Origin of the sequence: Arenibacter sp. ARW7G5Y1 (assembly GCF_003201775.1) — a bacterium.
GTDB lineage: Bacteria > Bacteroidota > Bacteroidia > Flavobacteriales > Flavobacteriaceae > Arenibacter.
The window spans coordinates 108,425-124,938 of sequence record NZ_QJJZ01000008.1 but is presented as its reverse complement, the minus strand read 5'-3'; the positions used below and the strand labels follow the sequence as shown (position 1 = coordinate 124,938).

Below are 16,514 nucleotides of genomic sequence, written 5' to 3'. Positions count from 1 at the left end.
CAAAAAAATGCATTTTTACAAATAAATTTCTTTCCCAAACATCCAAACACCATGTTCTATCCGTATATATAACACATTCCGCTTAGGCGTCCATATATAAAAAGTCCTTCACATTAAGATTGTGAAGGACTTTTCCTTTTTATGTAAGTTTCGAACTATGAATTGTGTTGAACAAGCTGCGACAGGGTTATTCCAGAATTCCGTCTACTATACCATAGGCTATGGACTCCTCTGCGTTCATCCAATAATCCCTATCAAAATCCTTCATAACCTTTTCAAAATCCTGACCACAGTTTTCCGCCAATATTTTGGCGCTAAGTTCACGGGTCTTAATGATTTCCTTGGCCTGGATCTCTATATTCGAGGCCTGCCCCCTGGCACCGCCACTGGGCTGATGGATCATCACTTGGGCATGTGGCTGAATAAAGCGTCTTCCCTTCTCCCCAACCGATAATAAAATGGACCCCATAGAGGCTGCCAAACCGGAGCAGATGGTAGATACCGGACTCTTTAATGATTTAATGGTATCGTACATGGCAAAACCAGAAGTAACATAACCTCCAGGGCTATTTATGTACAGTTGGATTTCCTTGTTGTTTTGCATATCCAAATACAACAAACGATCGATTACATGTTTAGCGGTATCATCATCCACCATCCCCCATAGAAATACTTTTCTTTCGCCCAGCAATTTTTCGTCTATTGCCTCTTGTATCTTTCCTTTCTTTGAACTCATTTTTTGATTTCTTATTAAGTTTCAAAAATAATGAATTTATTGGGAATTATGGCAGCTAAATTATTTGATAAGCCATTCCTGTCCACAGGTACTATAACAAGACCCCCCATATTCCCAAATTGTAATTCCTACGCATCCGATGATCGGCTATGGACAAACCGGATTTAGCCAACAAAACAAAGCCGTAGACGCTCTTATTTGGAGCTGCATCAACAATGTAGTTGCCAACGATAAGGATTTTGCCAAAAACCTATTATCTTTGATAAAAACCAAACATGAAAAAATCAGTATTGGCCACTTTTTGCCTTGCGCTAATCCTAGGCGGCTGTAAAACCGATAAAAAAACCGAAGTGGCCACCCAAAAAATGGAACTCTCCATTTTGGACAAGATAGCCAATGCACACGGATTTGATCAATTCCGAAATGTAAAGGAAATAGCCTTTACGTTCAATGTAGATCGCCCGGACAGCCATTCCGAGCGCAGCTGGGTGTGGAATACGGTCACCAACGATATTGTGTCTATCAACAAAGGAGATACCATTTCTTATAACCGCAATACCATGGACAGTACGGCAACAAAATTAAACGGTGGTTTTATTAACGACAAATATTGGTTGATGGCTCCCTTTAATCTGGCCTGGGATAAAAACAACATCACCTACGACCACAAAAGTGATGTGCCCGCCCCTATCAGCAAAAACCCGATGCAAAAACTCACCATTGTTTATGGAAACGAAGGAGGTTACACACCCGGTGACGCCTATGATTTTTATTTTGGCAACGATTATATGATAAAGGAATGGGTATTTAGAAGATCAAATCAGCCTGAACCCTCCCTAATCACGACTTGGGAAAATTATGCGGATATCAACGGCTTAAAAATTGCCGAGATGCACCAGAATGAAGATGGTAGTTTTAAATTGTATTTCACCAACATTAAAGTCACTTCCAAAAATCCGTAAAACTTAGTGGAACAATTATTTCCCTCTTTTATGTAGCCTTAAAGTGGCGCCAAGTACTACAATAGTGCAGACCATCAAGATTACAAAGGTATACTTGAGGGAAAAACTCTCGGCCACGAACCCTAGCACTACCGGACCGATCAAGAAACCGGAATAGCCCGTACCGGCTATAAAGGATACCCCCTGGGAAGAATCCACCCCCTTGACCGTACCGCCTATCCTAAAGAGCTCCGGTACAATTACCGAAAACCCAAGTCCTGTCAATGCAAATCCAACAATGGCCATATAGGTGTAGGTAGTAAGGACAAAAACAAAACCTAAAATAGCAATTGCTGCTCCCAAGGCCACTATTTTAATGGGCCCAATAGCGGCACTGATACTATCTCCCAAAAACCTTCCCAAGGTCATCATCACTGAAAACGCCAAAAACCCGGTTCCTATCAAGGTTTCCGGTGCCATGCTTATTTCCTTTAAGAACAAGCCGCTCCAATCCACAATGGCCCCTTCTCCCCCCATTACCACAAAGGAAATAATTCCAAGGACCAAGAGCGGCTTAAAAAGTTTAAGACTAAACGGTTCCTTTTCAACCGGGGCGGCCACAATATGACTATAGTGTTTATGGAATATAAAATTTACTACCAGTACCAAAATAACGGCATAGAGCATATGCAATGCCGGATTATTGATCTTAAATATCAGAAAACTGCCCAGACCGGCAATGACGCCGCCCAAGCTAAAAAAGCCATGCGAGGCCGACATAAAATTTTGCCGATCTTCCTTTTCAATTTCCGTGACCAAGGTATTCATGGCAATATCCGTAAAGCCATTGCCGGCCCCCAATAAAAAAAGCCCTGCCATTAAAGAGTAATAATTGGGCGCCAACAAAGGGAACAATGCCGCTACACTACTGAAAATTATTCCGTACCATGTTGCCTTACCAACCCCTAGTCTATTAATTATTTTGGCCGCCACGGGGAAGACGATAAACACCCCCAGCGACAGGAAGAATAGGGCAATACCCAAATCGGCCTTATTGATGTCCAATTGATCCTTGACCGTAGGGATATAAATGGCCCAAGTACCAAACAAAATATTAATACTGGCAAATACCCATGAAGGTCCAAAATATCTAGGGTTGGAAAGAATAAGACGTAGTGACTTCATAAATGGTTCTGCAATTAAAGTGCTTGGAGGTTTAAGGCCGGAAATTTAGCAATTAAAAAAATAGTAGGGACAGCGAAGGTTAACCTAGCCCTTGCCCTGGATTCCTGATTTCAGGATTTGGCCAAAGTTGTACATATCCGTAAAGGAACAATAAAAAGGTGCAGGTGCCAGTCTAATTACATTGGGCTCACGCCAATCTGTAACAACTCCATTTTCCATTAGAAAAGTGAACAATTCCTTTCCCTGCCCGTGCAAAAACACAGAGAGTTGACAGCCACGGTCCTCCGGAGTGATAATCTCAAAAGACCCATCGGTCTCCTTATCTATCTCTTGGAGAATAAATTCCAAATAGGCCACAATGAGCTTTCTTTTGGAAATCAGGGTTTCCATTCCTACCTCTTGGAACATTTCCAGGGAAGCCAGGTAAGGAGCCAGGGACAGCACGGGAGGATTGCTTACCTGCCATGCATCCGCATTTTCCATAGGCTCGAACTCGGGCTTCATCAAAAACCTGGTCTCTTTCTTTGTTCCCCACCAGCCTTCAAATCTTGGAATCTCGTTGTTATCTAGATATTTCTCGTTTACAAAAATCCCTGAAGCGTTTCCAGGCCCACTATTCATATATTTATAACTGCACCAGGCCGCAAAATCAACACCCCACTCGTGAAGGTTTAGGGCAACATTGCCTGCCGCATGGGCCAAATCCCATCCTACGAATGCTCCCTGTGCCTTGGCGGCCTTGGTAATGGCTTCCATATTAAAGACCTGCCCATTGTAGTAATTAACCCCACCTATAAGCACAAGGGCCAGTTCATCCCCTACCTCATTAATTTTATCAATAACATCCTGGGTATGCCAAAAATTTTCCCCGGGTCTTTTCTTAACCTCCACAATAGCGGTATGTGGATCAAAGCCGTGAAATTCAACCTGACTCTTTAACATATATTGATCTGAAGGAAATGCCTTTTCCTCACAAATAATTTTAAAGCGCTTCTGGGTAGGCCTGTAAAAGGAGACCATGAGCATGTGAAGGTTTACGGTAAGGGTATTCATAACAGATACTTCCGAGGTCTTGGCACCAACCACTTTTGCCAAGGGAGCCGCCAACCTCTCGTGGTAATCCCACCAAGGCTTTTCTGCATGGAAATGACCTTCCACGGCCAAGTCCTTCCAATCGCACATTATTTCATCTACAAACTTTTGTGTGCGTTTAGGCTGTAATCCCAGGGAATTTCCAGTAAAATAAATAACCTCCTTGCCCTTTACCTTGGGAAAATGGAATTCGTCACGATATTTTCTAAGAGGATCAACAGTATCCAATTGTTGGGCAAACACTAACGAATTTTTAAATTCCATATGCTAAATTTTATGTAAAAATACAATTTACGGTTAGAAGTGGTAATGGGTACATTCAATTTTTGGTCAGTCAACATGTACCCTCATTTCCAGAAGATGCTTTTTAAAACCTACCTTCCCATAAGCCCTGATGGCAGGTTCATTATCGTTGTAAACCGTAAGTCTAACCTCTTGGATACCCTTGGATTTTGACCATTGCATCAGGGCGTTAATAATTGCCTTATTAACCCCCTTGCCCCGTTGGTCCTTTTCGGTATACATAAATCCAAGATAACTGTATTTTTTATGGTTTAAATACGGTTTTGCGTCCCGTATCAAAGCATAACCGGAACCAATGATCCTGGAGTGGAGCTCCGCCACCATTACCTCGGCCTCATCGGACAATATCAGTTGCCTAAGGTCATAATAGCTGATCGGATCTTCATCCAATGTTTCGTCAAAAGGTCTTTCTGCACGAATAATTTCCTGCTCAAAGGACAATAGAATATTTAAATCGGCCAAAGTGGCCGTTCTTACTGTAAATTGTTGCATGATCATTATATTTGAGGGCTTAAATATACAAAGTAATAATCATGCATTTTTTATCTTCCGTACTGGAACAATATATAGCGGGCCATTCGCAATCGGAACCCGAATTACTCCAAAGACTCACTAGGGAGACCCATTTGAAGGTGATTCAGCCAAGGATGATCACCGGGCATTTTCAAGGTAGGGTGTTGAGCCTTTTATCCAAAATAACCCAACCAAAAAACATATTGGAAATAGGCACCTATACGGGTTACTCTGCCATATGCCTTGCCGAAGGCTTGCATAAGGAAGGTTCATTGCATACCATTGATATCAATGAAGAACTCCACGCCATGCAGAGGCGGTATTTTGACGAGAGTGGCTATGGGCCGCAAATAATACAGCATACAGGGGATGCCCTGAAAATAATACCACAGCTGAACATGGTTTTCGACATGGTTTTTATTGATGCCGAAAAAGTTAGTTATGACCATTACTATGAGGCCGCCATAAAAAAATGTCGTCCCGGTAGCGTAATTCTATCGGATAATGTGCTCTGGTCCGGGAAGGTTGTGGAGCCCTTGGACCCCAAGGACAGGGCAACCAAAATTTTGGTAGATTACAATAAGAAGTTGCGGGACGACCCCAGGGTAGAAACGGTATTGTTACCAATTAGGGACGGACTAACACTTAGTAGGGTGTTATAAGGGTTGCCACCTCCCCCTATTCCACTTCCCAGGGAGGGGAATACTACCTAGAGCAGCACATTCAAGTCGAGTTGCAAATTACATTCCCTCCCCTTGGGGGAGGGATAGGAAGGGGACCAAACACTTTACTACACCCTACCTATCATTACAGAAACATAGGGTATAATTAAACTTAGAAAGATTTTTAAGTATGGGCCAACTTTGAAAGTCCTCCCCCTAAACCCCCTCCCAAGGAGGGGGAATACTTCCTAGAGCAGCACATTCAAGTCGAGTTGCAAATTACATTCCCTCCCCTTGGGGGAGGGATAGGGAGGGGACCGAACACTTTACTACACCCTACCTATCATTACAGAAACATAGGGTATAATTAAACTTAGAAAGATTTTTAAGTATGGGCCAACTTTGAAAGTCCTCCCCCTAACTCCCCTCCCAAGGAGGGGGAATACTACCTAGAGCAGCACATTCAAGTCGAGTTGCAAATTACATTCCCTCCCCTTGGGGGAGGGATAGGGAGGGGACCAAACACTTTACTACACCCTACCTATCATTACAGAAACATAGGATATAATTAAACTTAGAAAGATTTTTAAGTATGGGCCAACTTTGAAAGTACTCCCCTAAACCCCCTCCCAAGGAGGGGGAATACTACCTAGAGCAGCACATTCAAGTCTAGTTGCAAATTACATTCCCTCCCCTTGGGGGAGGGATAGGGAGGGGACCAAACACTTTACTCTGCACCTCTAACTTTAGGGTACAAACGGTAGAAAAAGATGGCGAAAAGAATTCCCACTAAAGAACCAACGATCAAATCCAAAGGATAATGTACGCCAACATAAATGCGACTCAAAGCAAATAAAATTGGCCAGATAAAGAAGACCCAAGACCACTTCCATTTATTCTTAAGAAATAGAAAGATACTGGTAGTAATACTAAAGGAACTGGAAGAATGGCCCGAAAAAAAACTATATCCACTGGGACTTTTAAGAATCCGGATCAGGGTGTTGATTTCCTCCGTATTGTTTGGCCTTAGCCTAGCAACCCATTCCTTAACAACACCCGTGCATATTAGCACTACGGTCAGGGTGAGGAAAACGGTTCCCAAAACCCAAAAGGCTTCCTTTTTAGGGTATGCCCTAAAAATAAGAACTACAAACAGAACAAATAAGGGAGTCCAAGTAGCAAAATCGGTTACATAAGACCAAAAGACATCAAAATTTTCGATGCCCAAACTGTTTAGATAAATAAATGCATCCCGGTCCCACTGTAACAGTTGGTCCAGCATATTACTTTCTTTTTACAACGCCGGTTACCTCATCAACGTTCTGCTTCACTTTATTGATTTCGTTCTTGATGTCCTCTGTAAAGCTGGTATCTATACCCTGCTTCTCGGCACTTTTCTGTATCTCTTTCTTGATATCCTCCGTGGCATCCTTCAGTTGTCGCATGCCCTTCCCCAATCCCTTGGCTATACCAGGAATTTTGTCGGCGCCAAAAACCATTACCACGATAAACATGATAAAAAAGATTTCACCTCCGCTAATAAATAGAATTATCGTACTTAACATAACACAAATATAATGAGAAGTTTGACAGCTGCATAAAAAATATGGTTAACTTTTTTCAGGGCATTATAAGCTTATAAAATAATGCCAAAACCAACATTTAAAACACTGACACTAAACCTCATACCTTTTAATTCCGAGAATGAAAGGCGCTCCCTATGGGTAGTCCCCCGGAAGAATAGCGTACATAAACCAAGCCCCGATACCCGCTTGGCCGTTAGGCAATCCGGTATCGGGGCTTTAATTAAATTTGGGCAGCAGTCTTAGATTTGCTGCCAGTTTTGGACAAAATCAAACAAATTATTTCCCTTTGATATTCTCCTTAAAGATTTCAAAGTCGGATTTAACCTCTTTGGTAGGCCATGAATTATTGGTGGTGTCTATATCGGCAGTTTCTGCCTTAGGGTCTACCACAATTCCTATCAGTTCCTTGGTAGAGGCAACGACCCTTTTAACTTCTTGGTCATTTTTTCTCCATATTTCCGGTGGGTAGGTAACATTTTCCTTGGAACCATCCGCGTAGGTATACTCTACGATCAGAGGCATTGGAATGCCACCTGGCTTGTTAAAGGTAACTTCATAGAAATATTTGGGTTCCTCTATGGCATTTCTCTCGGCCACGGACAGATTGTCCATCATAAACTCCTTTAAAGTTTTGGAATTTTCCGATGGTGCCTTCCCTTTTAATTTGGCATCGGCATCTTCCGATTCTTCTTCCTCCAAATACACCAAGGGAGGTAAATCCTCTTCCTTAATATTCCTTGCCGCCATAATTTCCCTCATTTGTTTGGAAGGCTTGTTGGAAACATAATATTTTTTAACTCCCTTTACCCCAATATCCACATAATCTGTAGTATAGAACCAGCCTCTCCAATACCAATCCAAATCTACGGCCGAAGCATCTTCCATGGTCCTAAAAAAGTCCTCCGGGGACGGATGCTTAAACATCCAACGTTGTGCGTAGGTTTTAAAGGCATGATCAAAGAGCTCCCTTCCCATTACGGTTTCCCTAAGAATATTTAAAGCGGTAGCAGGTTTTGCATAGGCATTGTTACCCAATTGATAAACATTCTCCGGGTTGGACATAATGGGTGCAATGGTACTTTGATCCCCGGACATATAAGGTATTATCTTGGAAGGCTCTCCCCTTCCCGATGGATATTTGCTATTGGGGGCAATGGCCTCAGGATAGGCTTCCCCAAATTCCTGCTCTGCCATGTATTGCATAAAAGTATCCAAACCTTCATCCATCCAACCCCACTGGCGTTCATCCGAATTAACGATCATCGGGAAAAAGTTGTGACCCACTTCATGGATAATTACGGAAATCATCCCGTATTTCACCCTATCGGAGTAGGTACCGTCTTCATTGGGCCTACCGTAGTTCCAACAGATCATGGGGTATTCCATTCCCTGGTTCTTGGCGTGGACCGATATTGCCTTGGGATAGGGGTAATCAAAAGTATGATTGGAATAGGAGCGCAAGGTATGGGCCACCGCTTTAGTGGAATACTCCTCCCATAGCGGATTGCCTTCCTTGGGATACATGGAAATGGCCATAACATCCCTATCGCCTATTTTCACTGCCTGCATATCGTAAATAAATTTACGGGAGGTAGCAAAACCAAAATCCCTTACATTTTCTGCCTTCAGCTTCCAAGTTTTCTTTTTCTCCGAAAATCCTTTTTCGGCTTCTTCGGCTTCGGCCTGACTCACAATAATTACAGGCTTGTCATAGGATTTTTTAGCCTTTTCATATCTACGCATCATTTCCTTGGAGAATACTTCCTTCCTGTTCTGAAGCTCTCCGGTACCATCCAGAATATGATCTGCAGGAACGGTAATGTTTACCTCGTAATTGCCAAAAGGAAGGGCAAACTCCCCGCTGCCCCAGAACTGATGGTTCTGCCAGCCTTCTATATCGCTATAGACTGCCATTCTAGGGAAAAACTGGGCAATAACATAAGCCCTATTGCCATCCTTTGGGAAATACTCATAACCAGAGCGCGCCCTATTAACCGTATGGTCCGGAATATTGTACCACCACTTTATGGAAAAAGAAACCTGCCCCTTACTTTTTAAAACCTCGGGAAGATCTATCCGCATCATGGTCTGGTTAATGGTATATGGCAAGGCCTTTCCATTGGCATCCCTAACATATTCTATATTGAAGCCTCCATCAAAAGGCTCTGTCATATATTTACTGGCAAAACTGGCCACGGGCTCGGCCACGGGTACGCCCTGACTATCGCGCATGGGCGATTTAGAAGTTTTGGATCGTACGTTCTGATCCAATTGCAGCCATAAAAACGAAAGGTCATCCGGCGAATTATTGGTATAGGTTATGGTTTCGGATCCATAAATTTTGGCATTCTTATCATCGAGCTCAATATCCATCTTATAATCTGCCTGTTGCTGATAATAATCCGGCCCCGGTGCCCCGGAAGCTGACCTATACGTGTTTGGGGTAGCAAATTCTTCATAAAGTTGCTTAAATTTATTCTGATTAAGATGCCCGGGCTCCCGTTCATTCTTTACTTCTTCCTGGGCTACGGACACGGCCGCACAAAGGAACAATAGCGAAGCAAAAACATGTTTCATTCTATTCATATTTGAATTATTTTTTTAGCGCGGGAATTTAACAATTATATGATACATTGTTATTAATTACTTTAAGTTTAACATTCCTTTATTATTCTCGCGGATAAGGACAAAACTCTTTTTTTGGTTCCCGAGTTTAAAATGGACCACATTCTTCTGCTCCATAAACATATCCATCAATACTTCGTTCTGCACGGAAATAGTGCTAATGGAGTTGAAATCAATTTTGGGGACTTCCAAGTAAAGGATCATAATATCGTTATCATATTTTTTACCCAAAACATCATAGCTAACATTCTGGCCGTTTACCTCCAGGGAAAACTTGGCCTTTAAATATTTTCCTATAAATTCATTGACTTGGGGCGACTCGTCCTTGGTGGCCAAATTGCCCTGAATGCCGTACCTTTCCTGTAACATTTTTTCAAAATCGTCTATAAATACCCTAGTGGTAATCTGCAGTGCCCTGTCCTTATCGGAGTATTCAACACTGGTTACACTGATGTAGAATTTATGGGCCACTGTGAATGCCAAGAGCGGTATCAGTAGTATTAAAAAGGTCTTCTTAATTAATTGCATGTCTTTATTTATCCATCAAAAATAAGCAATGACTGTGCCATTTGCGAGACTATTTATGTGAAATTTTAGACGTTCGGATACTATACAGTGGAGAAGCCACCTTGCCCTCCCGCGGAAAACGCGGGACAGGCCTGCCTAGGGGAAGGAGCTTTTTTTGTTTGGTGCCGAATATTGGACTTTATTGCCCAACAAGACTTCTCGATACAAAATGCCTATCGCCCGTCACTTCAACATATATCCTTTTTTCAAGCTCCCTATAGCCATCGGGAATAAAGTGGCGCATACTTGGTTTAGCCACTTGTGTGATTTAGCTCATGACGTTTCTTTTTTACAGATATTCGTGAACCTTCGGTTTCCCACTTCCGTTCAAAATGACTCCTCCCCCTTTTAACTGCCAACTGTCACTGTTCACTGCTCAATGACAACTGTTTATTGTCAATCCGCCATCGTTCCTCACTCCATCCCATTATTCTTCCTATAGATGACGCTTTTTTGTTTAATAAATTCCCAAATGGCAAATAAATCCTTGCTGTCCACCACAGGGTTAAAATTGGAATCGACCTCACAGAAATACAGGAAATCGTCTATTTTTTCCAAGGGGATCTTAAGTTGCAGTACATATAGACTATCGGCGAATTGGGTGCGCAATTGTTGGGATTTGTTGTACTTAATATCCCGTGCCACGCGTTTCTTCAACATTTTGGTGCGACCGGTTATGGCATTGATCATAGGATTAAAGGGGATACTCGTTAGCATACCTATGGAAAAGGGACCCATGGATGCTTCCCTGAGCAGTCTTTCGCTCTGCATCAAAGGCTTTACATGGGCATTGGGCAGTCCCAAACTGGTGGCAGAAATTACAGGTCCCACATCCATATTGTTCATATCCCTGCCCAACTCCCCCGTAAGGTTATAGGGCATAACAATAACCTCGTCCAGGGCAATATTGGATTCCTCCAAGGGAACGGATAAAAATTTACTCTCCAGGATACTTACATTCACTACAATCTCTTTGCGTTTATATTGTACCGCGGAAAAAACCAGGGTATCGTTTAGGTTTGCAACAATGGAGAAAAATCCGTTGATATCCGTAATGGCGGCTTTTTTGGTGGTGGTGTTGAGTACATGGATGGCAGCCACATCCCCATCGTCGCTATACACCTTTCCTTCCAAGGTCCTGGAAAGATCCTGTGCCATTAGCGACTGGGCAAATACACTGTAGAAGATAAAAACCAAATATATCGGAACAATGCGCACTACTTTCTGTTTATGGTGGATTATTTTCCCAACTCAATCTATTTGGAATTGAGATGCTGGATATTAGATGTTAGACTTTGAATATTGATCTTTAAACCTGCCATCAGGCAAATAGGTGGCTTTATACTACATAGTACAATAAAACTGTTTAAAAATTAGGTACCCCGGACAAATCCTGTTCTCGATACAAAATGCCTACCGGCATTCCCCTCGAAATAACGTTGGTCCTTTTTCCGTCACTTCAACATCTGCCCTTTTTCAGGCTCCCTATAGCCATCCGGAATAAAGTTGCATAACTTGGTTATAGCCACTTAGGTAATTTAGCTCATAACCTTTCTATTTTACAGATATTCGTGAACCTTCGGTTTCTCTCTTCCGTTCAAAATGACTCCTCCCCCCTTTAACTGCCAACTGTTCACTGTTCACTGACAACTGCCTACTCCATTTGTTCCAGATAGGTCTTGCTATGGGTGACCAAAAAATCTATGAGCTGAAATTCATTGCGCTTTTGCAACAGGGATCTTTCCGGCAATTGGGCATCGCAATACAACAGAAAGTCGTCTATTTTATCCTGTGGCAATTTAAGATCCAGCACAAAAAATTCGTCATCATATACCTGCCGCAGCACCTCACTTACCTTTAAGGGCTCGCGCTCCACTTCGGTATTATTCCCTTTGGCAGCCAACATCAAGGCCTTAAAAATATTCACAAAATTAAGTCCGTCCTTCATCCCCTTGTCCGCATTGGACATGGCTATATTTTCCACCTCCGTTAAACGGTCCGTTTCGTATTCGTATTCCTTTTCCAGGAATTCCTTGTTTTGGGCCTGAAGAAATTTCTCCTGATTTTCAGGGGTTACCACTACCTCGTCCAATTCGGTCACCTTTTCGGTAACCTCTACTACCAACCTATTCTTTTCCAGAATTTCACTGGTAATATCCACTACCATCATCTGGTAATTAATGGCCGTAAACACCAATTGGTCGCCCTCTTTTACCATGATCCCGAACTCTCCCTTTTCATTGGTGATCGTAGCCCTTTCCGTGGTAACATTAATAACATTCTCATTGGGAACGTTCACATTTCTATACAGTACCTGCCCCCTTAAATACTGGCGATCATCATCTTGGGAATAGGAGATAGCGACACATAAGAAGAAAAGCAGGAAGAGAATTCTATTTTGCATTTTTTTATTTAAAATTAGATAAATTAAGCGTCAACTATCCTATTTTTCTCAAAGAAGTGTTTTTAACTTTACAAATTGGCTAAAAAATCGCCTCAGTCCATAAAGTTTAAACCACTTCAAAGAAATAAAAGGTATTAAACCTCAAGGCAGGCCTGCCTTTGTCGGCAGACAGGCCCTGAACCCAATAATAGGAATCGACCCTAGGGTCGAGGTATTGAACCTAGGTCCCGCCGAAAAAGGCGGGATTAGTTCAACTTGCAATTTTAAGTGCGTCTTACCGACTTCCCAAAATTGAGTTTCACTAATAAACTTAAGTGCTGCTTTTACCCCAATATCGGATAAAGAAAAAACAACTTAGGTTCATAAAAAAGATAAAGACCTTTAAACTTTTGTTAATTTGTATTCACTTCACCCGGCACGGGCGGATAGGAAACCCTGCCTAACGAACAGGCGGGCCCGATGTAGAGGCATAGTGAAAACTTTAGATTGAACTAGAAACAAGTAATTACCACCATATGAAACAAATATTATTGGCAAGTACCTCTACCCTGTTTGGACAAGGGTATTTGGAATATCTTTTGGAAGAATTGGAGTCCTTTTTCAAGGAGCGTTCCACCATTACCTTTATCCCTTACGCCAGACCTGGCGGTATTTCCCATGATGATTATACCGCCCTGGCGGCAATGGCCTTTTCCAAAATAAATAAAACAGTGGTGGGACTCCATACTTTTAAAGATCCGCTTGAAGGCCTTGCCCAAGCAGAAGGTATTTTTACGGGCGGGGGAAATACGTTTCTCTTGGTACAACAATTGCACCAGCTGCAGCTTATGGCCCCTTTAAAGCAAAAAATAGAAACTGCCACCCCCTATCTAGGCAGCAGTGCGGGCAGTAATATTGCCGGTCCCAATATGAAGACCACCAATGATATGCCCATAGTGTACCCACCCAGTTTTGACACCTTGGGCGTGGTCAATTTTAATCTTAACCCCCATTATTTGGATCCGGACCCCAAAAGTCAGCACAAAGGGGAAACCAGGGAGACCAGGATCCGTGAATTCCATATCTTTAATACCACCCCGGTCATAGGCCTTCGGGAAGGCAACTATATTTTAGTGGACGGAGACCATAAAAGTCTTAAGGGAGAGGGTACGGCCCGTATCTTTGAAACTGGAAAAAAACCTTATGAAAGTAAGAATATTCCCTTTTAACAAGGATTCATTTCAGTTCACCTAGTAGTAACGTATTTTACCCGATAAAACTGTAAATATCTTACGATAACTTTACTTTTGATAGCCCATAAATTAAAAGTATAGGCATCCTATTTTTATAACGTATGGATTTAGGTATAAATCCGCCGGTTATGGATGCAAAATACTTTGGTCTTTGAACTTTAAAACAACACAATAGGAGAACACTAAAAAAAAATTGAAAATGAAATATATCCACTTCTTTTTTTGCCTGCTATTGGGAATGGCTGTGCAGGCCCAGATAAAGATCGGGGACAACCCGCAAAATATAGACCCTAGTTCGGTATTGGAGTTGGAGAGCAGCTCCAGGGTACTCGTCATAACGCGTGTAAACACTGCACAAATGAACGCCATTACGCCATCGGCAGGCGCCATGGTGTACAATACGGACATAGAATGTATCCATTATTATACAGGGGCGGAGTGGAAGGACATCTGCGATGCCGTGGCCGGTTCCATCACCTTTACCTCGGACGATGGCACGGTTGTAATTACTTCCACAGGGGGCAATAACTACGACCTAAAGGTAGGAGAGATTACCGGGATGAATATAGTTAACGAAACTGTATTCGGTGCCGATATTGCAACGGCCACTATTGGGGAGCGACAATTGGCGCCCAATTCCGTTGGCACCTCCGAACTACAGGACAATACGGTAGGAAAAACCGAAATACAGGAAGCTGCAGTAGGTACTTTAGAGATAATTGATGGCAGTATTAAACCAGAGGACGTAGAACCCGGGGCCTTTGATCAGCTATTGACGACCGATGCCGGCGGCAATGTGGTATGGCTCAACAAGAACGAGTTGGGGGCTACCCAGGCAGACCAGACCACCATTACGGGAGCAGGTACGGCAACGGATCCCATTAAGGTGGCCGATACCGTGATTGGGGATATTCTTGCCAATGCCAACAGTATTACCGTGAACGCCAACAATATTGCACAGAACAGTACGAACATTGCCACCAATGTTGCTACACTACTCACCAAGGAAGATCTTTCCAACAAATCGGATGATACGGCCCTGGGAAATTCAACTACCCTCTACCCCACCCAGAATGCGGTAAAGACCTATGTGGATTTGGTGTCTGGGGCAGCCAGCACCTTGAACGATGGGAATATTTTTGTGGGCAATGCCGCCAATGTAGCTACAGGGGTTGCCATGGGCGGGGATGCAACCATTGATAATACGGGAGCGGTAACCATTGCCGATCTGGCCATAAGTTCCCCAAAAATAGCACTGAATGCCGTGGGGGAACCACAGCTCGCCAACAATTCCGTTACCTCGGGGATTATTAGGGATGGCGAGGTAAGGACCGGGGACATTTTAAATGGAAATGTTACCGACGCCAAATTGGACAAGGCCAATATTCCCTTGAGTGGTTTTGGGCCTGCTGCAGCCGATGTAAGCTTGGGCAACAATAGAATAATCAATTTAGACGACCCACAAGACCCTCAGGATGCCGCTACCAGAGCCTTTGTTCTTACCCAGGTGGGTGCGGTAAGCGGAACCGGGGACATAACGTCCTCTGATCTAACGATCACAGGAGGCACCAATGCGGCCTTTACTGATGTGGGGCTAGAAATAACTGCAGGGGCCGTTGGTACTGCCGAACTTGCAGACGACTCCGTTAGCTCTGCCAAGATTGACGATGGAGCAATATTAGCGGAAGATCTTAATGATATGGGAGCCGCCGACGGACAGGTACTCAAATGGAACAATACAACATTGACATGGGAACCGGCAGCCGATGAAAATACCGGCACACCAACTCTAAATAATGCCAACATTTTTATTGGAGACGCGGCCAACTCCCCACAGCCTCAAACAATAAGTGGGGATGCAACTTTGGATAATGCAGGTATCCTTACCATTGAGGATGATGCAGTGACCTCCGCCAAGATTGATGATGGAGCAATATTAGCAGAAGATCTTAATAATATGGGGGCCACTGACGGACAAGTACTCAAATGGAACAATGCGACATTGACATGGGAACCTGCTGCAGATGACAACACAGGCACACCAGTCCTAACCAATGCCAACATTTTTATTGGGGATGCGACCAACGCTGCACAACCACAAACTGTTAGCGGGGACGCAACTTTGGATAATACAGGAGTCTTGACCATCGAGAACGATGCCGTGACTTCCTCCAAGATAGAGAATGGGACAATATTAGCTGAAGACCTAAATCAAATGGGAGCAGCTGATGGACAAATCTTAAAATGGGACATTACTGCAAATGGAGGTCTGGGAGGATGGATTCTTGCAGAGGATCGTACAGACGGAACCGGTATACCTAGCTTAACAGACGGAACATTCCTTATTGGTGATGGTGCAAACCTTCCCCAGGAACGTACGATAAACGGAGACGCCACTATAGACAATTTTGGAGTTTTGACCATTGAGAACGATGCCGTTACATCTGCCAAGATAGCAAACGCAGCCATTCTTGCAGAAGACCTAAATCAAATGGGAGCGGCCAACGATCAGGTCCTAAAATGGAACGGAACCAACTGGGCCCCGGCAGCCGATGCCGAAGGGTCAACCATCACCCCTGGCATAGGACTTACCCTTAACGGTACGGATTTCGATGTCGATGACCTAGCGGGCGAGGTTACCGGACCCACAAGTGCAACCGTTATCGCC

At 43.3% G+C, this 16,514-nt stretch carries 13 protein-coding genes and 1 pseudogene; 4 read left to right on the top strand and 10 right to left on the bottom strand.

What is annotated here, in order from left to right; translation table 11 throughout:
- Nucleotides 1–187: 187 nt before the first annotated feature.
- On the bottom strand, nt 188–736 hold the full coding sequence (locus C7972_RS12960; RefSeq protein ID WP_110356606.1) for a ClpP family protease: 549 nt from the start codon (nt 734–736) through the stop codon (nt 188–190).
- Nucleotides 737–1,011: 275 nt separating this feature from the next.
- Here C7972_RS12960 and C7972_RS12955 point away from each other — a divergent pair, with 275 nt between their 5' ends.
- Nucleotides 1,012–1,698 carry a hypothetical protein gene (locus tag C7972_RS12955; RefSeq protein WP_110356605.1) on the top strand — a complete coding sequence of 229 codons (687 nt, stop codon included), beginning with the start codon at nt 1,012–1,014 and terminating at the stop codon, nt 1,696–1,698.
- 15 nt (nt 1,699–1,713) lie between these two features.
- Here the strand turns inward: C7972_RS12955 and C7972_RS12950 are convergent, their stop codons facing one another.
- From C7972_RS12950 to C7972_RS12940, 3 genes are all read right to left on the bottom strand, one after another.
- Complete coding sequence (locus C7972_RS12950; protein ID WP_110356604.1) at nt 1,714–2,862, bottom strand: sugar MFS transporter; 1,149 nt, start codon at nt 2,860–2,862, stop codon at nt 1,714–1,716.
- Between the two features lie 84 nt (nt 2,863–2,946).
- Nucleotides 2,947–4,218, bottom strand: coding sequence for a kynureninase (kynU, locus tag C7972_RS12945; protein ID WP_110356603.1), 1,272 nt, complete (start codon nt 4,216–4,218; stop codon nt 2,947–2,949).
- Nucleotides 4,219–4,284: 66 nt separating this feature from the next.
- On the bottom strand, nt 4,285–4,749 hold the full coding sequence (locus C7972_RS12940) for a GNAT family N-acetyltransferase (RefSeq protein ID WP_110356602.1): 465 nt from the start codon (nt 4,747–4,749) through the stop codon (nt 4,285–4,287).
- A 41-nt stretch (nt 4,750–4,790) separates the two neighbouring features.
- On the opposite strand from C7972_RS12940, the gene C7972_RS12935 reads away from it, so the two are divergent.
- Nucleotides 4,791–5,432, top strand: a complete 642-nt coding sequence (locus C7972_RS12935) for an O-methyltransferase (protein WP_110356601.1) — start codon at nt 4,791–4,793, stop codon at nt 5,430–5,432.
- Nucleotides 5,433–6,159: 727 nt separating this feature from the next.
- Here the strand turns inward: C7972_RS12935 and C7972_RS12930 are convergent.
- The 6 genes from C7972_RS12930 to C7972_RS12905 form a co-directional block, all read right to left on the bottom strand.
- Nucleotides 6,160–6,714 (bottom strand): phosphatase PAP2 family protein, encoded by a 555-nt coding sequence (locus tag C7972_RS12930; protein WP_110356600.1) that lies wholly within the window; start codon nt 6,712–6,714, stop codon nt 6,160–6,162.
- A gap of 1 nt (nt 6,715) precedes the next feature.
- Nucleotides 6,716–6,997 carry a twin-arginine translocase TatA/TatE family subunit gene (locus C7972_RS12925; RefSeq protein ID WP_110356599.1) on the bottom strand — a complete coding sequence of 94 codons (282 nt, stop codon included), beginning with the start codon at nt 6,995–6,997 and terminating at the stop codon, nt 6,716–6,718.
- Between the two features lie 297 nt (nt 6,998–7,294).
- Entirely contained in the window at nt 7,295–9,604 is a 2,310-nt protein-coding gene (locus tag C7972_RS12920; protein WP_110356598.1) for a M1 family metallopeptidase, read from the bottom strand.
- 57 nt (nt 9,605–9,661) lie between these two features.
- A complete protein-coding gene (locus C7972_RS12915; RefSeq protein ID WP_110356597.1) occupies nt 9,662–10,171 on the bottom strand; it encodes a DUF6702 family protein in 510 nt (169 codons plus the stop codon).
- Nucleotides 10,172–10,624: 453 nt separating this feature from the next.
- Nucleotides 10,625–11,368, bottom strand: coding sequence for a carboxypeptidase-like regulatory domain-containing protein (locus tag C7972_RS12910; RefSeq protein ID WP_110356596.1), 744 nt, complete (start codon nt 11,366–11,368; stop codon nt 10,625–10,627).
- Between the two features lie 496 nt (nt 11,369–11,864).
- Nucleotides 11,865–12,614 carry a carboxypeptidase-like regulatory domain-containing protein gene (locus C7972_RS12905; RefSeq protein WP_110356595.1) on the bottom strand — a complete coding sequence of 250 codons (750 nt, stop codon included), beginning with the start codon at nt 12,612–12,614 and terminating at the stop codon, nt 11,865–11,867.
- A gap of 515 nt (nt 12,615–13,129) precedes the next feature.
- Here C7972_RS12905 and pepE point away from each other — a divergent pair.
- Together pepE and C7972_RS23850 are read left to right on the top strand one after the other, a co-directional pair.
- Nucleotides 13,130–13,822 (top strand): dipeptidase PepE, encoded by a 693-nt coding sequence (gene pepE, locus C7972_RS12900; protein WP_110356594.1) that lies wholly within the window; start codon nt 13,130–13,132, stop codon nt 13,820–13,822.
- A 223-nt stretch (nt 13,823–14,045) separates the two neighbouring features.
- Nucleotides 14,046–16,514: pseudogene (locus C7972_RS23850) on the top strand (hypothetical protein); the annotation flags it as partial.